The 18,315-nt window shown below is 75.9% G+C and carries 11 protein-coding genes; 4 read left to right on the top strand and 7 right to left on the bottom strand.

Features of this window, described 5'->3' with window-relative positions; genetic code table 11:
* Positions 1-10: 10 nt before the first annotated feature.
* Entirely contained in the window at positions 11-1,090 is a 1,080-nt protein-coding gene (locus ACFYE3_RS10630) for a YlbL family protein (protein WP_387608853.1), read from the bottom strand.
* Positions 1,091-1,306: 216 nt separating this feature from the next.
* On the opposite strand from ACFYE3_RS10630, the gene ACFYE3_RS10625 reads away from it, so the two are divergent.
* Entirely contained in the window at positions 1,307-2,767 is a 1,461-nt protein-coding gene (locus ACFYE3_RS10625) for a zinc-dependent metalloprotease (RefSeq protein WP_387608850.1), read from the top strand.
* On the opposite strand, the gene ACFYE3_RS10620 is transcribed toward ACFYE3_RS10625, so the two are convergent.
* Positions 2,743-3,312, bottom strand: coding sequence for a M48 metallopeptidase family protein (locus ACFYE3_RS10620; RefSeq protein ID WP_387608849.1), 570 nt, complete (start codon positions 3,310-3,312; stop codon positions 2,743-2,745). The genes ACFYE3_RS10625 and ACFYE3_RS10620 overlap by 25 nt on opposite strands.
* 163 nt (positions 3,313-3,475) lie before the next feature.
* Between ACFYE3_RS10620 and ACFYE3_RS10615 the strand changes: the two genes are divergently transcribed.
* Positions 3,476-4,303: a hypothetical protein gene (locus ACFYE3_RS10615; protein WP_387608847.1), complete on the top strand. Its 828-nt coding sequence runs from the start codon at positions 3,476-3,478 to the stop codon at positions 4,301-4,303.
* Here the strand turns inward: ACFYE3_RS10615 and ACFYE3_RS10610 are convergent.
* Positions 4,294-6,126, bottom strand: coding sequence for an ATP-dependent helicase (locus ACFYE3_RS10610; RefSeq protein ID WP_387608845.1), 1,833 nt, complete (start codon positions 6,124-6,126; stop codon positions 4,294-4,296). The genes ACFYE3_RS10615 and ACFYE3_RS10610 overlap by 10 nt on opposite strands.
* On the bottom strand, positions 6,120-7,205 hold the full coding sequence (nudC, locus tag ACFYE3_RS10605) for an NAD(+) diphosphatase (RefSeq protein ID WP_387608842.1): 1,086 nt from the start codon (positions 7,203-7,205) through the stop codon (positions 6,120-6,122). The genes ACFYE3_RS10610 and nudC overlap by 7 nt, the downstream gene beginning before the upstream one ends.
* A 99-nt stretch (positions 7,206-7,304) precedes the next feature.
* Here nudC and ACFYE3_RS10600 point away from each other — a divergent pair, with 99 nt between their 5' ends.
* Positions 7,305-8,447, top strand: a complete 1,143-nt coding sequence (locus tag ACFYE3_RS10600; protein ID WP_387608839.1) for a phosphotransferase — start codon at positions 7,305-7,307, stop codon at positions 8,445-8,447.
* Between the two features lie 539 nt (positions 8,448-8,986).
* Here ACFYE3_RS10600 and ACFYE3_RS10595 read toward each other — a convergent pair.
* Positions 8,987-12,484, bottom strand: coding sequence for an ATP-dependent helicase (locus tag ACFYE3_RS10595; RefSeq protein ID WP_387608837.1), 3,498 nt, complete (start codon positions 12,482-12,484; stop codon positions 8,987-8,989).
* A gap of 50 nt (positions 12,485-12,534) precedes the next feature.
* The gene (locus ACFYE3_RS10590) at positions 12,535-15,978 is read right to left on the bottom strand and encodes an ATP-dependent helicase (RefSeq protein WP_387608834.1); all 3,444 of its coding nucleotides are present in this window, start codon (positions 15,976-15,978) and stop codon (positions 12,535-12,537) included.
* A gap of 91 nt (positions 15,979-16,069) precedes the next feature.
* On the opposite strand from ACFYE3_RS10590, the gene ACFYE3_RS10585 reads away from it, so the two are divergent.
* Entirely contained in the window at positions 16,070-16,924 is an 855-nt protein-coding gene (locus tag ACFYE3_RS10585) for a 3'-5' exonuclease (RefSeq protein WP_387608832.1), read from the top strand.
* 45 nt (positions 16,925-16,969) lie between these two features.
* Here ACFYE3_RS10585 and hemL read toward each other — a convergent pair whose 3' ends face one another.
* Complete coding sequence (gene hemL, locus ACFYE3_RS10580) at positions 16,970-18,286, bottom strand: glutamate-1-semialdehyde 2,1-aminomutase (RefSeq protein WP_387608830.1); 1,317 nt, start codon at positions 18,284-18,286, stop codon at positions 16,970-16,972.
* Positions 18,287-18,315 lie beyond the last annotated feature (29 nt).

Genomic DNA, 18,315 nt, shown 5'->3' with positions numbered 1-18,315 from the left:
ACGGCGCCCGTCATCGGGCGGAGCACCCCGGCAGCGCCGAGAGGTCCCCGCCGTCCCCGGCCGCCTCGGCGGCGGCCACGGCGTCGTCGAGGGTGCGCACGGACACGACCGTCAGCCCCTCGGGGACGTGCCCCTGCGCCTCGGCGCAGTTGCCCTCCGGGGCGAGGAAGACCTCCGCCCCGGCCGCCGCGGCGCCCTCGAGCTTCTGCCGGATGCCGCCGATGGGCCCGACCTCCCCCTCCGGGGTGATGGTGCCGGTGCCGGCCACGTGCCGGTCCCCGGCGATGGAGCCCGGGGTCAGCTCGTCGACGATCCCCAGCGCGAACATCAGTCCCGCGCTGGGCCCGCCGACCTCGTCGAGCTCGAAGGCCACGTCGATCGGGAAGTCGTAGGCGGCCAGCAGGAACACGCCGAGCTGCCAGTTCCCCGACGCCTCGTCGCGCACGGTGTCCACCTCGACGTCGCGCGGCGTCCCGGCGCGCTCGACCTGCAGGGTGACGCCCCCCTCCCCCGCGGCGTCGAGAGCCGACTTGAGGGACGGCAGCGACCGGACGGGCTCGCCGTCCACGCCGCGCAGGACGTCGCCGTGCTCGAGCACTCCCTCCGCGGGGCCGCCCGGGACGGTCTCCTGGACCGAGAGGCGCGTGACGAAGTCCTGGCCCAGGTGCGTCAGCGCCGCGGCGACGGAGTCCTCCTGCGAGGTGCTCATGGCGGCCATGCTGTGCTGGGCGGCCTCCTCGTCGGAGACGTCCCGGGGGTAGAGGGTGTCGGCCGGCACGACGGAGGCGGACGGGTCCAGCCAGGAGCCGAGGACGGTGAGCACGGTGACGTTCTTGTTGGGCCCCCCGGTGACGTAGACCGTGGTCAGGTCCAGGACGGACTCGCTCGGGTAGGTCGGGGCGCCGGAGACCCCCAGCAGCTGCCGTCCCTCGTGCTCCCCCACCGTGTTGAACGTGGGCCCCGGCGCCTCGATCACGAACGGCGCGGGCAGCACCGTCCCGGCCAGCAGCAGCCCGACGGAGCCCAGCAGCGCCCAGGACTCGAGGCCGCGGCGGCGCAGGGCACGGCGCGGGCGGGGGGGTGCGGTCACGGGCGGTCCTCGGCGTCGTCGTCGGGAGGACCGGGGGCTGCGGGGCCGCCCGGTCCGGACGGTCCAGCTTATCGTGCGGGACCCCGTCCTGAGCTTCCAGCGAACTGGGAGTTGGCTCATGGTCGGCCCCGTCCGGTGCTCGCTACGCTGGGAGCAGAGACGTCGGGCGCGCCCGTGCCGCCCGATCCCCCGAACCGACCGAAGAACGGTGGACCCATGACTCCCCAGCCTCCCAACGACCGCCCCGGGAACAACCCCGGGGACGACTCCGGCGACGGCCCCAAGGACCCCTTCCAGGAGATGCTCGAACGCCTCATGGGGCAGAGCGGGATGAGCCCCGAGGACCTCCAGCGCGCCGGTGTGCCGGTGGATCCCCAGGCGATGTCCATGATGTTCCAGCAGATCCAGTCCATGATGGGCGCCGGGGCGTCCGAGGGACCGGTCAACTGGAAGCTCGCCCACGACCACGCCCGGCAGATCGCCGCCGCCGACGGCGACCCGTCCGTGACCCCCGCCCAGCGCGGCGCGGTCGAGGACGCGATGCGCCTCGCCGAGCTGTGGCTGGCCGACCACACCGAGTTCGACCAGACCGCGATCCGGCCCCAGGCGTGGTCCCGGGCGGAGTGGATCGAGGCCACCCAGGAGACGTGGAAGGACATGACGGGCCCGGTCGCGGAGTCCGTGACGAAGGCGCTCACCGACGCCCTCACCCAGCAGCTGCCCCCCGAGCTGTCCGCCATGATGGGCGGGGCCTCGGGCATGCTCGCCGGCGCGGGCGGGATGCTGTTCGGGATCCAGCTCGGCCAGGCCATCGGCGGTCTGTCCCGCGAGGTGCTGTGCTCCACCGACATCGGCCTCCCCCTCGCGGAGGGCCGCTCCGGGCTGCTGCCCTCCAGCATCAAGGCGTTCGGCGAGGGCCTGGACATCCCGGCGCAGGAGATCATGCTGTACGTCGCCGTGCGCGAGGCGGCCCACGTCCGCCTGTTCGCGGCGAACCCGTGGCTGCGCCAGCACATCCTGGACCTCGTCAAGCGCTTCTCCGCGGGGATCCACATCGACATGTCCCGCATCGAGGAGGCCGCCCGGGACATCGACCCGATGGACCCCTCGAGCCTGCAGGAGGCCCTGTCCTCCGGCATCTTCGCCCCGCAGCAGACCCCGGACCAGGAGGTCACCCTCAAGCGGCTCGAGACGGTGCTCGCCCTCGTGGAGGGCTGGGTGCACGTGGTGACCGTCGCCTCGACCGCCAACCTGCCCTCCGCGGAGGCCCTGTCCGAGACCGTCCGGCGGCGCCGCGCCTCCGGCGGGCCCGCCGAGCACGCGTTCGGCGCCCTCGTGGGGCTGGAGCTGCGCCCGCGCCGGCTGCGGGAGGCCGCGCAGTTCTGGCAGTACGTCGGCGAGCGCCGCGGCGTGCAGGACCGGGACGGACTGTGGGACGCCGCGGAGCTGCTGCCCACCGACGAAGACCTGGACGACCCCGCCGGCTTCTCCGAGCGCCGCGGGCTGCTCACCGCGTCCGAGGACGAGGTCGACGCCGCGCTCCAGCGGCTGCTCGCGGGCGGTTACGAGGGCCCCGGGACGGACGGCGGTACCGGGACGGACGGCGGTACCGGGACGGACGGCGGTTCCGGCCGGCCGGAGGGCGACGGGCCTCAGGACGGGGACGGCTCGCGCTGATCCGCTGCGGCGCGTCCGGCGTGCCCGTGCGCCCACGCGGCGCCGTCGAGGAACGCCTGGGCCTTCTCGGCGAGGGGGTACCGGGCCTCGAGCTCCCGGAACCGGGGGCTGTGGTCGGCCTCGAGCAGGTGCGCGAGCTCGTGGACCAGCACGAAGTCGAGCACCCACTCCGGTGCCTCCTGGAGCTGCGCCGAGATCCGGATGACGCCGGTGGCGGGGGTCGCGGAGCCCCACCGGGTGTGCTGCCGCCCGGACCACCGCACGTCCGAGGGCCGGGCGCGGCCGTCGAGGTGGCGCCGCGACAGCTCCTGGGCGCGCCGCAGGAGGCGGTCGTCGGAGCGCCGGTCGGCGCCCTTGGCCGCCTCGCGGCGCCGGCGCTCCACGACCCGGGGCACGAGCTCCCGGGTCCAGTGCTCGATCTCCCGCCGGGTGGCCGTCTGGGGGACCGAGAGCACCACCGTGTCCTCGCTCCAGTGGGCGGACACGGTCTTGCGCCGGCGGGCGGAGCGGCGCACGACGACCTCGGGCTGCGACGGTACGGGCATGGGGCCATTGAACACGCCGCGGGCGCGGGCCGCGAAACGCCCGCCCGCGCCCGTGTGCACCGTCCTCCGACGTGCACTGTGGACGACCTCCCGGCGGGCGCGCCGCGGGCACGGTCCGGGCGAGAGTGACGGCGTCCCGCCCGCGCGTCCCGGAAGGCGTCCCGTGCCCACCACCCCGCTCCCCGACCCCCGTCAAGGTCCCCGCCCCGGTCCGGACCTGCGTCCGGTCTGTCTCGAGCGCCCCCGCCCGGACGAGGTGCACGTCCTGCTCCTGGGCCTGGACGGTCTCGCGGCGGCGCTGGCCGTGCGCCTGCTGCGCTGCGGCGTGCTCGGGCTCAACGTCAGCGACGCCGCCCCCGTGACGACCGCCGACCTCGGGACCGGCGCGTACCGGCCCGCGGACTCCGGTCGGAGCCGGGAGGCGGCCCTGCGCCGGAGGCTGCGCGAGCTCGACGCACGGTGCGCCCCGGTCAGCGCGCCGGAGCTGTTCCCGGGTGCGCTGCTGCCGGGCACCGTCGTGGTGCGCAGCGCCGGGCACCCGGCCCCGGGCGGCCGGCTCCCGCCCAGAGCGGCGGAACCGGAGGCGTGGGCGAGCATCGATCCCCGGCACCCGCTGGTGTCGCTGCACCACGCCGACGGTGTCCTGCTGCGCTGGCCCACCGTGCCCTGGGCGCACCGGCCCTGCCCGGACTGCGTGCGGGCGACGCTCGAGGGCAGGGAGCCGGGCTCGGCGCCGCACGGCGCCGCCGCCGTCCTCGCGGCGTGGGCGGCCGCGGCCCACGCGGAGGCCGTCGCGGTCCGCCTGGCCGTCGAGGTGCTCGCGGTGGCCCTGGACTCGCTGTGCCGCGCCGACGGCCGGGGACCGGGGCCCGCGGTCCGGGAGCAGGGCGGTGCCCGGCACGCCGTCCTCTTCGCCCCGCCGTGGCCGGACGCGGTGTCCTGGCCGGAGCTCGACCGGAGCCGGTGCCTGTGCGGGCTCGATCAGGAGTGAGCGCGGGCGCCCCGCGGGCGGGACCGGTGCTGGGGCGGACGGGACCCGTCCGTCTCGCGCAGCGCGTCGAGGAACCGTGAGGGCTTGCGCGTGGACCTGCCGCCCGGGGTGCGGGAGAGGGTCCAGGAGAGCACCAGGTGCTCCCGGGCCCGGGTGATGCCCACGTAGAGCAGCCGGCGCTCCTCGTCGATCTCGTCCGGGGTCTCGGCGAAGCCGATCGGCATCAGCCCCTCGCTGAGGCCCGCCAGGAACACGGCGTCCCACTCGAGGCCCTTGGCCGAGTGCAGGGACGCCAGGGTCACCCCGTTCATCACGGGAGCGTCCTGCTGGGTCATGCGCCGCTCGAGCTCCGCGGCGAGGTCGGGGAGGACGAACTGCTCCTCGCGGGCCGCCGCCTCCGCCGCCATCCGGTCCGCGAGGGAGACCAGCGCGGCCAGTGACTCCCACCGCTCGCGCACCGCGCCCGTCGAGCGCGGCGCCCGGTCCGAGTAGCCCAGGGAGGAGAGGATGTCGCGCACCAGGCGCGTGGGCTCGTCCGTGGCCTCCGCCGCCCGCGCCGCCGTGCGCAGCTGCACCACGGCCTGCTTGACCTCGGGCCGGTTGAAGAACCGTTCCGTGCCGCGCAGCTGGAAGCCGATGCCCGCCTGCGCGAGCGCGGTCTCGAAGGCCTGCGACTGCCCGTTGGTGCGGAAGAGCACGGCAATCTCGGCCGCGGGCACGCCGTCGTCGATCAGGTCCTGGATGCGCGCCACCGTTCCCGCCGCCTCGGCCTCGTCGTCCGCGTACTCGTTCCAGGATGGAGCCGGCCCGTCCGGGCGCTGCGCCACGAGGCGCAGCGGAGTGGCCCAGGCGCCGGGGGTCGAGCCCCGTGCCGGCCGGCGGGCGGCGAGCAGGCGGTTGGCCGTCTCCACGACCTGCGGGGTGGAGCGGTAGTCGCGCACGAGCTCGATCACCCGCGCCTGCGGGTGCCGGGCCGGGAACTCGAGCAGGTGCCGCGAGGTGGCACCGGTGAAGGAGTAGATCGTCTGGGAGGCGTCGCCCACCACGCAGAGGTCGTCCCGGCCCCCGAGCCAGGCGTCGAGCAGGCGCTGCTGGAGCGGGGACACGTCCTGGTACTCGTCGACCACGAAGTGCCGGTACTGCTCGCGCACGGTCGCGGCGACCCGCTCGTCCTCCTCGAGCACGGCCACCGTGAGCAGCAGGACGTCCTCGAAGTCGATGAGGTGCCGGTCGGTCTTGAGCTCCTCGTAGGACTGGTACAGGCGCTGGACCGTGCGCACGTCGTAGTTCAGCGGCATCTCCCGCCCGGCGGCCCGGGTCGGGTAGGTGTCGGGGGTCAGCATCGAGACCTTGGCCCTCTCGATCTCGGCGGCGAGGTCCCGCACGGCCGCGCGGTCGGTGGACAGGCGCATGTTCTGCGCGGCCTCGGTAATGAGCCGCGCCTTGTGCTCCACGAGCCCGGGCAGGGGCCCGCCCACGGCCTGGGGCCAGAAGTACTGCAGCTGGCGCAGCGCCGCGGCGTGGAACGTGCGCGTCTGCACCCCGGCGGCCCCGAGGCCGCGCAGCCGGTTGCGCATCTCGTTGGCGGCCCGGGCCGTGAACGTCAGGGCCAGGACCTTCTGCGGGGTGTAGACGCCCGTCGCGATGCCGTAGGCCATCCGGTGGGTGATGGCCCGGGTCTTGCCCGTGCCGGCGCCCGCGAGCACGCACACGGGTCCGCGCAGCGTGGTCGCAACCTCCCGCTGCTCGGGGTCCAGACCTGCGAGGATGCGTTCCTCGAGGGTCGACTCCACGTCCGTGGCGGCCTCGCCCCCGGTCACCACGCGGTCTCCGGGAGGTCCTCGCCGAGCCAGTGCACGATGAGCGCGTGCGCGATGGAGACCCGTCCGGGGAGGACCACCGACCCGGTGCGTGCCGCCTCCCGCAGCTGCGCCCGCGTGAACCAGCGCAGCTCCAGGATCTCCTGGCCGTCCGGGACGGCCGCACCGGACCGCACCACGGCCCGGCAGCCGAGCATCAGGGAGCGCGGGAACGGCCAGGGCTGGGACCCCAGGTACTGCACGTCCCCCACGGTCAGGCCGGCCTCCTCGGCGACCTCGCGGACCACGGCCTGCTCCAGGGACTCTCCCGGCTCCACGAACCCGGCGAGGGTCGAGAACCGGTTGCCCTTCCAGAGCGCGGAGCGGCCCAGCAGCAGCCGCTCCCGGGCGGGTTCGGGGTGGCCGTCGCTGACCGCCACGATGATCGCGGGGTCGGTGCGCGGGAAGTGCAGGGAGTCGTCGTTGGGGCACTGCCGGGCCCACCCGGAGCGGATCACCTCGGTGGGCTCGCCGCACTGCGGGCACCGGGGGTGGTCCCGGTGCCACAGGCCCACGGACTGGGCGGTGACGAGCAGCGAGGTGTCCCCGGCCGGGAGCACCGGGCCGAGCTCCCGCAGCCCGGCCCAGCGCAGATCCTCCCGGCCCCGGGCGGCGGCGAACGCGGTGACCGCCGCCACGAGGGGCTCGGGGACCGCGAAGGGCTCCGCCGCGGCGTCTTCGCCCCCGGGCTCGGGGGCGGCGACGGCGCGCAGGAGGACCCGGAGGCCGCGGACTCCGTCGGCGCCCGGCAGCCGGCCCAGGTACACCTCCGGCCGGCGCGGGTCGTGCGGCAGGGTCGGGAGCTCGGCCGCGGGCACCAGGACCAGGGCGTCGCCGGACACGGGGGCGAGACCGCCTGCGAGCACGAGCACGAGCGTGGTGGGGTCCTGCGCGGCGAGCACGCGCACGTCCTGGAGCTCGCGGTCGACGGCGTCGCGGTCGAAGGCCGTCGCCGCGAACGGCATGCGGGTCGGCGAGAGACGCTCGGGGGCGGGCACGGGGCGGGAGCCGGGGACGGGCTCGGAAGGGGTGGAGGCGGGCACGTCTCCCACTGTAGCGACCCGGGCGGACCACCGGCCCGGGAGCTCCGGGACGGGGGACGGCTGCCGTGCTCCCGCCTGGCCTCTTGTAGGGTGGACGCCGTGAGCACGTCCCTCGAGCACCTGGCCGCCGTCGCCGCCGCAGGCGTCCCCGGACTCGCGCCCGTGGCCGTGGGGCCCTCCCCCGACGACGACGCCGACTTCCGCTCCGCCGTCGTCCTCGACGCCTCCGGCCGGCGCTGGCGCGTGCGTTCCCCGCTGAGCCCCGAGGCGAGCGTGCGCCTGGAGACCGAGCACCTCGTGCTGCGCTCCTTCACTCCCGCCGTCCGGTCCCGGCTCCCGTTCCTGGTCCCCACCGCCGCGGGCTCCGTGGCGGACGGGGACCTGCACGCCTTCGTGCACTCCCACATCGAGGGCGCCCCGCTGGACATCGACGCGCTCGCCCGCATGGCCGCCGACCCGGACCCCGAGCACCACCGGCACGTGCCGAGCGCCGATCCGCCGCCCACGCTCACCGTGCAGCTCGGGCGGCTGCTGGCCGCGATCCACGCGCTGCCGACGGCATTGGTCCTGGACGCCGATCTGCCCGGCTACACCGCCGAGCAGTGCCGGCAGCGGCACCTCACGGAGCTGCGCCGGGCCGCCGACACGCAGCGCGTGCCGGCCGCGCTGCTGCGCCGGTGGGAGCGGGTCCTGGAGGACCGTGCCGTGTGGCGGTTCCAGCCGCGCGTGGTCCACGGCGACCTGCAGGAGGACGACCTCCTGATCTCCCGCGGACGGGTGCGCGGGGTGACCGGGTGGACCGATCTGCACGTGGGCGATCCCGCCGAGGACTTCGCGTGGCTCTTCGCGGCGCGCGACGCCCGCCTCGCCGAAGGAGTGCTCGAGGCCTACGCCGCGGCCTGCCGCCGCACGTCCTTCCAGGCACCCGACCGCGAACCGGACCCGCACCTGCTGGAACGAGCCCGGCTGGACGCGGAGCTCGCCCTCGCGCAGTGGCTCGTGCGCGGCGTCGACCGCGGCGCTCAGGACCTGGTGGCCGACGCGGAGCAGATGCTCGCGACGCTCGAGCAGGACGTCGCCCGGCGCCCCGACCCGGCACCGGGCGCCGCGGCCCCGGAGGGCGTGCCGGACACCCCCGTGCGGGACGGCGCCCCCGACGCCGCGGCCCCGGACCGCGCGCCCGAAGGCCCCGACCGGGCCGGAGCAGAGGCCAGGAGTCGCGGCGGCACCGGCGACCAGTAGCATTCGATGACGTCGGCACGGTGCCCTGGCACCGGGCCGGCGCCCTCTCGCGCGCAGCCATCGGCTGGTCCCGGGCATCCCGTCACGATCCGGTGGAGCCCACCCCGGCCGGCGTCACCGACAGCGGGAGCTGCCCGGGACCGGTCTCCGGACGGCCTCACCGGGCGGGTCGTACTGTCGAGGCGGTTCTGCCACCGCGGTGGGTTGCGTAGGGGGCGCCCATGATCGGACTGCTGCTGCAGGTGCTGCGGCAGTTCAAGGCGCTGGCGCACATCGTGGGGAACCGGAGGGCCGGGGGCCCTGCTGAGCCTGGCGATGATCCAGCTGCTCGCGGGCACCGTCCCGGACGCCGGCAGCACGTTCCCGGGCGATCGGCCGGGGGCGCAGCAGGCTCTGCATCCTGAAGGCACCCGTGCCGCCGCCCGGTACCTGGGCAGCCGGCACGCCGGACACCGGAACGTCGGTGCCCGGGCCGGGCCGGCACTGCCGTGCCCCGATCCTGGTCCGGGGGTGCACGTCCTCGGACCCGGCAGGAGCGCCTAGGGGCGCAGCACCACGTCGTAGGCCTCCCGGACCACCGCCTCGAGCTCCTCGGGCCCGGACAGGTCGTGCGGGCGGACCACCCGGTCCTCGGCCACGTAGTAGAAGGCGGCAGTGACCTCCTCGAGCGGGACGGCCCGCAGCCGGGACCATGCGAGCCGGTACACGGCCAGCTGCGCAGAGCGCTCCTGCAGCTCCCGGCCGGACGGGGCCCGTCCCGTCTTCCAGTCGACCAGCTCCCACGTGCCGTCACCGTTGCGGAAGACCGCGTCCACCCGGCCGCGGACCGTGATCCCGGCGATCGGGGTCTCGAGGGGGAACTCCACGGCGTACGGCTGGCGGTCGGCCCACGGGCCCGACCGGAACGTCGCCGCGAGTTCGGGGAGGTCGTAGGCCGCGTCGACGTAGTCGTCGGCGGTCCCGGGCAGCTCCCCGACGTCGAAGATCGCGGAGCTGCCGTAGTACTGCTCGATCCAGGCGTGGAAGGTGGTGCCCCGCCGTGCCGCGGTGCCGGGCCGGCGCGGCATCGGTCGGCGCAGACCCGACACGACCTCGAGCGGGTCGCGCGCGAGCGCCACGAGGGTCGAGGCCGAGACGTGGGACGGCATGCGGACCGTCCGCTCGGTCCGGCCGTCCTCGTGCCGGGCCAGCAGGATCTTCGCCTCCTCGGACCACCGGCGCGGGTCGGGAGCAAGCCCGTCCCGCTCCGCGACCCCGAGCAGGTCCTCGACGTCGAGGTCCGCGGTGTCCTCGAACCCGCGCTCCCGGACCGCGCGGGCGGCCCGTTCGAGCACGGCCCGGCGGCCGAGGTGCGGGGGCGGACTCACGCGCACGGAGCTCTGGCCACGCTCGTCCGTCACGGTCTCGGTGACCTCGGGGCCCTCCAGCGGGTCGTAGGGCCACGGGGCGCTCAGCACCGTGGCCGCGGCCGGGTTGCGCGCCCCCTCCGGCACCTGGGCCCAGGGACCGGGGCGGACGGGCGGCTCGGGACCCTCGGTCAGCGGCGCCAGCTCCGCGACGAACACGGAGGGCTCCTGGCCCTTCGCTGCCGTGCCCCGGAACACGGTGCAGGACAGCTCCAGGACCTCCCGGGCCCGGGTCACGGCCACGTAGGCGAGGCGGCGCTCCTCGTCCTCGGCGTGCTGGGCGGCGAGCTCCAGGTACTCCGTGTGGGACTCCTCGAGGGCCTTCAGGTCGGTCGTGTCCACGGCCCACTGCGGCAGGAACCGGGCGTCACCGCGCAGCGGCCAGGCCAGGGTGCCGGTGTCCAGGGTCCACCGGGAGGGCTTGTCGGTCGGGAAGTTCCCGGCGTTGAGGCCCGGCACGTAGACGTGGTCCCACTCGAGGCCCTTGGAGGCGTGGACCGTGACGAGCTGCACGGCGTCGTGCCGCGTGCGGTCGGGACCGGGCTCGAGCCCGTTCTCCTCCGCGAGCGTGACGTCGAGCCACGCGAGGAAGGCCGAGACGTCGCTGGTCGCGGAGAACGCGGTGAAGGACTGCGCGGCCTCGTGGAAGGCGTCCAGGTTGCGCCGCGCCTGGTGGACGGGACGGTGGGGGTGCGCGGCGACCTCGACGTCGAGCCCGAGGACCGTCTCGACCTCGTGCAGCAGGCTCGGCAGGTCGTCGGAGAGGAAGGAGCGCAGGTGGTCCAGCTCCGCCCGCAGCCTGGTCAGGCGCTCCCGCGCGGTCCCGGACAGCGTCCGGGCGTGCGCGGAGGTCCAGCCCGGCCACGGGAGGGTCTCCAGGGCCTCGATCAGTGACGCGTGGTCGGAGAGGTCGGGCTCGACGAGGGCGTCCGCCTGGGCCTCCTCCGCGGTCACCGGGCTCGCAAGGTCCTCGGCCCGGCCCGCCTGCGCGGCCTCCGTGCGGCGGCGTTCCAGGTGCGACGCCCAGTCGGCGAGGGCCATGAGGTCCCGGGTCCCGATCCGCCAGCGGGCACCCGCCAGCAGCCGCACGAGGGCGTCCGAGCGACCGGGGTCGTCCAGCACCCGGAGGGTCGCGACGACGTCCGAGACCTCCGGCGTGCTGAGCAGCCCGCCCAGGCCCACGACCTCGTAGGGGATGCCCCGGGCGGCGAGCTCCCGGCGCACGGGCTCGATCTGGGAGCGCTTGCGGCAGAGCACCGCCATCGTGGGCATCTGCTCCTCCGGGTCGCCGCGGTGCTGCTCCCGGCGGGCCCGGACCCGCTCCGCGAGCGCGACGGCCTCCTCGACGTCGGTCGCGTACCGGCTGATCCGCACCCGGCCGGCGCCCGCGCCGGGCCGCGGGGTGAGCTCGGGGACGGCGAGGGAGGACGTGCTGCGCGCCCACGCCGGCAGGGTCCGTAGGGGGGCGGCGATGGTGTTGGCGACGTCGAGGATGCTCTCGTCGTTGCGCCAGGCCGTGGTGAGGAAGCTCGGCTCCCCGTCCTGCCCGGGCGCGACCGGGAAGACGTCGTAGAAGCCGAACAGCTGCCCGGACGAGGCTCCGCGGAAGCCGTAGATCGACTGCTGGGGGTCGCCCACCGCCATCACGGAGTGCCCGTGCCCGAAGAGGGCGGCGAAGAGCCGCAGCTGGGCGTGCGAGGTGTCCTGGAACTCGTCCAGCAGCACCACCCGGTGCCGGTCCCGTTCGGTCCGGCGCGCGACCGGGTCCTGCTCCGCCAGCCGGGCGGCGGCCGAGAGCAGGTCGCCGAAGTCCATGGCCTGGGCCTCGTGCTTGCGCCGGGAGAAGTCGGCCACCAGCTCGGCGAGGACCCACGCGGTGCGCTGGTTGTCCTCGACCTTCTTCAGCTGGGCGCCCAGGGTCTTCTTCCGGCGCCCCGGCGGTGTCGTGGCCAGCGCGCCGAGCAGCCGGGCCGCGAAGCGCTCCACGTCCGCCGGGTCCACGAGGTGCTCCGCGCACGCCGACGCGAGGTCGAGGACCGCGGCGACCATGGTCGACTTCGCGGGCATGGTCTCGAGCAGCTCCCCGGTCCAGGCCTCCACGGTCTGCGCGGCGATCTGCCACGTGCGGGCCTGGCCCAGCAGCGTGGTGTCCGGCTCGATCCCGATCCGCAGCCCGTAGTTGCGCACGAGCGTGTTGGCGTAGGAGTGGTAGGTGCTGACCGTGGGGTCCTGGGGGGCGGCCGGGAGGTCGTCCTCCTCGGGGCCGTCGGGCGCGACGAGACCCTGGGCGCGCAGCCGGGCGAGCCGGGAGCGCATGCGCTCCCCCAGTTCGCCGGCGGCCTTGCGGGTGAAGGTGACGCCGAGGACCTGGTCCGGGGCGACGACGCCGTTGGCCACGAGCCACACCACCCGGTCGACCATGGTCGCGGTCTTGCCCGAGCCGGCGCCCGCGACGACCAGCCGCGGGGTGAGCGGGGCCGAGATCACCGCGGACTGCTGAGCCGTGGGGCGGTTGCCGCCGAGCAGCTCGGCGAGCTCCTCGGGGCTGTACCGGGGCTCGACGCCGCCGTAGGGGTGCTCGCCGGCGTCGAGCCGGGTGCCGTCGTGGGGGGTGCCGGGGGCGTCGGTCATGGGCGCTGTCGTCTCCTCCTGTCCGGGTGGGACGGGGCCGGGGGTCGTCCTCACGGTTCGCTGACCTGCCGCCCCTCGGCGCACAGCGGGCAGATCTGCGGCAGCTTGCACCCGTGCCCGTTGAACGCGCCCTCGGCCTGGTCGTGGCGGGCGGTGAACCGTTCCCCGGCCACGAGCTCCGCGGCCCGGGTGATCAGCTCCCGCGCCCACGTGGCGTCCGGATCGAGGGGGTCCTGCTGCTGCACGGCGGGGGACTTGGTCCGGGTGCCGAGCTGGACGAGCAGGGCGCCGCCGGAGAGCTCCGTCACGGTGCCGCCGGGCAGCTCGAGGACGGCCTCGTCCTCGCCGGCGAGCATGGCCGTGCCCGCCCCTGCCGTGAGCGCCACCTGGTAGGCCGCGAGCTGCGGGTGCTCGGCGATCTTCGCCCCGGCCGGCTGGTTCCGGCCGGTCTTGAGGTCGACGACGACGTAGCGGCCCTGATCGTCGAGCTCCAAGCGGTCCACGCGGCCCCGGAGCAGGGCGTCCCGCGCCCGCCCCTGGACGAGGACGCTGAACGCGCCCTCCACGGAGGCCAGCCGGCGGCCGTGCTTGCTGCGGGCGTCCAGGACGTACTGGGCGAACTTGCGCAGCATCTGCCGGGCGCGCTCGAGCTGGACCGCGGACTCCCAGGTGTCCGGCAGCCCCAGCGTGGGCCAGCGGCGCTCGAGCTCGGCGACGAGCTCGGAGCCCGACGCCTCCGGCAGCTCCTCGGCGATGGCGTGCACGAGCGAGCCGAGGCTGCGGCTGACGTCGGTCGCGGCCTCGGCCCGCGAGGCGGCCACGAACCAGTCGAGGGGGGAGCGGTGGATGGTCTCGATCCGGGACGGGGAGACGGGCACGGGGACCCCGTCGTCGAAGACGGGCGCCGTGCTGGAGAGCTCCGCCGCGCCCCACCAGGTGTCGGGGTGGGCGCCGGGCACCGGGCGCGGGGAGGAGGAGATGCGGTGGAGCAGCCGGGCGGCGGCCTCCGAGCGCACCGGGTCCTCCTCGTGCAGCTGCACCCACTGCCGCAGCTCGGCCACGAGGGCGCGCAGCGTCATGGGCCGGGGGGCGTCCACCACGGCCCGGGCGCCGTCCCCGGGGCGGGACCCCGGGGGGTCGACGAGGTCCAGGAACTCCGAGGGCTGCTCGTCCTCGCCGGAGGCCGCCGTGACCACGAGCGTGCCGCAGCTGCGGGAGACCGCGGCGGAGAAGGAGCGCAGCTCGTCGTGGCGGACTTCCCGCATCCGGGTCACCGGGGTGACCCGCGCGGCCTGGTCGACGCCGAGGTCGAGCGCGTCCGTGAGCAGGTCCGCGCCGAGCAGCTGCCCGCGCAGGCGGGTGTTGGGCCACACGCCCTCCTGCACGCCGGCGACGAAGACCACCGGCCACTGCCGGCCCGCGGCGGTGGCGGGCGTCATGATCTCCACCGTCTCGTCGGTCGGGGCCCGGGCGGCCAGGGTGTCCATGGGCAGGTCCTGGTTGTCGATGTAGTCCAGGAACTGGGCGGGGCCGGCCCCGGGCAGGTGGTCCACGTAGCGCTCGGCCGACTCGAACAGGCCCACCACGGCGTCGAGGTCGCGGTCGGCCCGCTCCCCCGCCGGGCCGCCCTCCAGCGCGCGGCGCCGCCAGGACTCGGCGACCCCTGCCGCTTCCCACAGCGCCCACAGGACGGTCTCCGCGGTGGCGCCCTCCTCCCGGAGGGCACGGGTCCCGGCGGCGAGCATCCGGGAGACCCTGCGGGCCGGCACGGAGCGCACTCCGGCGGCGTCGAGCGCCCCGGGGGCCACGAGGGCCTCCACGAGCAGGTCGTCGCTGGTGCGCAGGCCTCCCGCGGCGAGCTCCTCCGCCCGGAGCCGCTGGCGGAGCCGGCGGACGTCCATCGGGGAGGCGCCGCCGATCCGCGAGGACAGCAGGTCGACGGCCGCCTGGACGGTGAGGGCGCCGAAGTGCGCGTCCTCCTCGCGGTCCGCGGCCGCCGCGGCCGCCTCGGTCACGATGCGCAGGGCGCCCAGCAGCGGGCGCACCGCCGGCTCGTCCCGCACCGGCGTCTCCGCGGCGGAGGTGCTGACGGGCACGCCGAGGGCGGAGAGCTGGCGCTCGAGGCCCTCCAGGTAGCGGCCGTTGCGCACGACCACGGCCATGTCCGCCAGCGGGACGTCGTGCACCAGGTGGCGCTCCAGGACCTGGTGCGCGATCCAGCGGGCCTCGTGCAGCGGCGACGAGAGCACCACGGTGAGGACGTCTCCCTGCGCCGCGCCGCCTCCGGTGCTGTCCTCCGGGACGTCCTCCTGCCCGGTCGAGAGGTGCGCCGCGATCCCCGTGTCCTCAGTGCCCTCCAGGTTCTCGGTGCCCGCGGCGGGCTGGAGGCCGCGGGGGTGCCGTGCCCCGGCGACGGCCGGGATCCGCTCGGCCACGCGCTGCCACACCTCCGCGACAGCCACGGGCATCCGGTGGCTCGTGCCGAGGACGTGCCGCCGGAGGGGGCGCCCGGGCTCGGCGAGGCGGTCCTCGAGGGTGCGCAGCAGATCGGGCCGGGCGCCGCGGAAACCCTGGACCACGGTGTCCGTGCAGGCGGTCAGGACGGTGTCCCGGCCGCGGCACAGCACGGCGAGCAGCCGGTGGATCGAGGGCGTCGCCTCGTGCAGGTCGTCCACGAGCACGAGGTCCAGCCGCTCCTGCTCGGCCCGCAGGAGCTCCGGCTGCTCCTCGAGGACCCGCGCGGCCTCGGTCACCAGGGCCGCCGGGTCGTAGGACTCCGGCATCCGCAGCCGGCGCACGGCCTGGTACTCGGCCTGCATCGTGGCGGCCGCCGCCCAGTCCGGGCGCTCCAGGCGCCGGGCGAGGCCGCGGAGGTCGTCGGGGGCGAGGTCGTACTCGGACATCCGGTCGAAGAGCTCGCGCACCTCCTGGCGGAACCCGCGCGTGGCGAGGGCCTCCCGGAGGTCCTCGGGCCACACGACGGGGGCCCCGAGGCCCGCGGCGTGCCCGGCCATGAGCTCGCCGATGAGCACGTCCTGCTCCGGGCCGGACAGCAGCTTGGGGCCGTGCGCGACGCCCGGGAGCAGCCCCTCGTTCTGGGCCCGCCGGAGCAGGTCGAAGGCGTAGGACTGCCAGGCCCGCACGGGCGGGGAGCTCATGGTGGCCGAGACCGCGGCCGTGAGGTCGTCCCTCAGCCGGGCGGCCGAGAGCCGGGACGGCGTGAGCACGAGCAGCCGGTCCGGGTCGAGGCCGTGGCCGATCCGGCGCGCCGCCAGCTCCACGAGCACCCGGGTCCGCCCGGTCCCGGGACCGCCCAGCACGAGCCGGGGGCCGCACCCGGCCGGGAGCCCGGCGATCTCCTCCTGCTCGGCGCTCGGCCGCCACGGGGCGCGCTCCGGGGCGGAGTCGTGCGGGGGCACCAGGTTCCAGCGCACCGGTCCCGCCACGGGCACGACGGAGCTCGTGGCGTGGGTGCTGTCCTCGGAGTGCCGCATGGGTCTCATCACATCACGGGACACCGACGGTCTAAGCACGCCGCGTGCGGGCGTCCGTGGCGGGTCGGAGGGGGCCGGTACGGTGGGAGCCATGTCCTCGCCCTCAGGCCCCGCCGGCCCCACCGACCAGCTGCCCCTGTTCGACGCCGCCCCGCTGCGCGCGCCGAGGCCCGCTCCCCCCGCACCGGACGACGCCGCGGAGCAGGACGTTCTCTTCGACCTCGAGGACTCTTCCGGTGCCCCGGACGCGGGCCCCGCGTGGACCGAGGGGCCGCGCGCGTCCTTCGATCTCGAGACCACAGGCCGGGACCCGCACACGGCCCGCATCGTCACGGCGTCCGTGGTGCGCACCGACGCCGCGGGCGCCGTGACGGACGAGTGGGAGTGGCTGGCCGACCCCGGGGTGGAGATCCCCGAGGAGGCGGCCGCCGTGCACGGGGTGAGCACCGAGCGGGCCCGCGCCGAGGGACGGCCTGCCGCGGAGGTGGTCGCGGAGATCGCCGGCGTCCTGGACGGACTCTTCGCCGCGGGCACGCCTGTGCTGGTGTTCAACGCCTCCTACGACTTCACGGTCCTCGCGCACGAGGGGCGTCGCCACGGGGTCGACATCCCTCAGCCCTTCCCGGTCCTGGACCCCTACGTCCTCAACAAGCAGGTGCACCGCTACCGGCGCGGCAAGCGCACCCTCGGGGCGCTGTGCGAGGAGTACGGGGTCGAGCTCACCGCGGCGCACACCTCGGCGGCGGACTCGCTCGCCACGGAGCGGCTCGCGGTGCTGATGGCGCACCGCTTCCCCGAGCTGGTGCGCCCCGCGGCCGCGCTGCACGCCGACCAGGTCGGGTGGGCGGCCGAGCAGGCCGCGAGCCTCCAGGAGTACTTCCGCCGGACCCGCCCGGACGCGGTGGTCGACGGCGCCTGGCCCCTGCGCCGCCCCGAGGACGCCTGAGCGCTCCCGGGGACGGCGTCCGGCGGGACCCCGCGGCCGGCCGGGTCAGGCGGCCGGCCGGGCCTCGGCGGCCGCGCGGGCCGCGGCCGGCAGGGCGGAGACGATCCGGTCCATCGCGGCGTCGTCGTGGGCGGCGGAGAGGAACCACGCCTCGAACACCGACGGGGGCAGGTAGACGCCCTGGTCGAGCATCGCGTGGAAGAACGCCGGGTAGCGGAACGTCTCCTGCGCCCTGGCCTGCGCGTAGTCGTGCACACCGGTGGCCGAGGTGCCGAAGGCCACCGAGAACAGGCTGCCGGCCGACTGGATCGAGTGGTCGACCCCGGCCTCGGTCAGCGCGGCGCGCACCGCCTCCTGCAGCTGCGCCGAGCGCCGATCGACGGTCTGGTAGGCGATCCGGTCCGCGGTGCGCAGGGTGGCCGCGCCGGCGGCCATCGCCACCGGGTTCCCGGACAGGGTCCCGGCCTGGTAGACGGGCCCCAGGGGCGCCAGGTGGTCCATGACCGCGGCCCGCCCGCCCACGCCGGCGACAGGCAGCCCGCCGCCGATGACCTTGCCGAACATGAACAGATCGGGCTCCCAGCCGTCCTCCCCCGCGGCGGTGAGGCCCCAGTACCCGGCCTCGTGCACGCGGAACCCGGTCAGCACCTCGTCGAAGACCAGCAGGGCTCCGTGCTCGCCGGTGATCCGGCGCAGGCCCGCGTTGAAGCCCTCGACGGGGGTGACCACGCCCATGTTGGCGGGCGCGGCCTCGGTGATGACGGCTGCGATGCGTCCGGGGTGGGCGGCGAAGGCCTCCTCCACGGCGGCGAGGTCGTTGTAGGGCAGCACCAGGGTCTCGGCCGCGGTGGCCGCGGTGACCCCGGCGGAGCCGGGCAGGGCGAGGGTCGCGACGCCGGAGCCCGCCTCGGACAGCAGGGAGTCCACGTGCCCGTGGTAGCACCCGGCGAACTTCACGACGAGGTCCCGGCCGGTCACACCGCGCGCCAGGCGGATCGCGGTCATGGCCGCCTCGGTGCCGGTCGAGACCATGCGCAGCTCGTCGATGGCGCCGATCCGCTCGACCACGAGCTCGGCCAGCTCGGTCTCGCCGCGCGTCGTCGCCCCGAAGGACAGGCCGCGCTCCACGGCCTCGTGCACGGCCTCGATGACGGCCGGGTGGGAGTGCCCCACGAGGGCGGGTCCCCACGAGCTGACGAGGTCGACGTACTCGCGGCCGTCGACGTCGGTGAGGTACGGGCCCTTGGCCGCGGTGATGAAGGGCGGGGTGCCGCCCACGGACGCGAAGGCCCGCACCGGCGAGTTGACCCCGCCGGGCATGACCTTGCGCGCACGGTCGAAGAGTTCCTGGGAAACGCTCATGGGATCTGTCTGCTTCCTTTCGCCGGGGG

It is taken from the genome of Kocuria arenosa (assembly GCF_042879215.1).
In the GTDB taxonomy this organism is placed as follows: Bacteria; Actinomycetota; Actinomycetes; order Actinomycetales; family Micrococcaceae; genus Kocuria; species Kocuria arenosa.
The sequence above is the reverse complement of the archived record's forward strand: the minus strand, read 5'-3'. Positions and strand labels throughout refer to the sequence as shown.

Coding starts and splice junctions, on each gene's coding strand:
- ACFYE3_RS10585 (WP_387608832.1), top strand. CDS start 16,070: ATGTCCTCGCCCTCAGGCCCCGCCGGCCCCACCGACCAGCTGCCCCTG.
- ACFYE3_RS10590 (WP_387608834.1), bottom strand. CDS start 15,978: ATGCGGCACTCCGAGGACAGCACCCACGCCACGAGCTCCGTCGTGCCC.
- ACFYE3_RS10595 (WP_387608837.1), bottom strand. CDS start 12,484: ATGACCGACGCCCCCGGCACCCCCCACGACGGCACCCGGCTCGACGCC.
- ACFYE3_RS10620 (WP_387608849.1), bottom strand. CDS start 3,312: ATGCCCGTACCGTCGCAGCCCGAGGTCGTCGTGCGCCGCTCCGCCCGC.
- ACFYE3_RS10625 (WP_387608850.1), top strand. CDS start 1,307: ATGACTCCCCAGCCTCCCAACGACCGCCCCGGGAACAACCCCGGGGAC.
- hemL (WP_387608830.1), bottom strand. CDS start 18,286: ATGAGCGTTTCCCAGGAACTCTTCGACCGTGCGCGCAAGGTCATGCCC.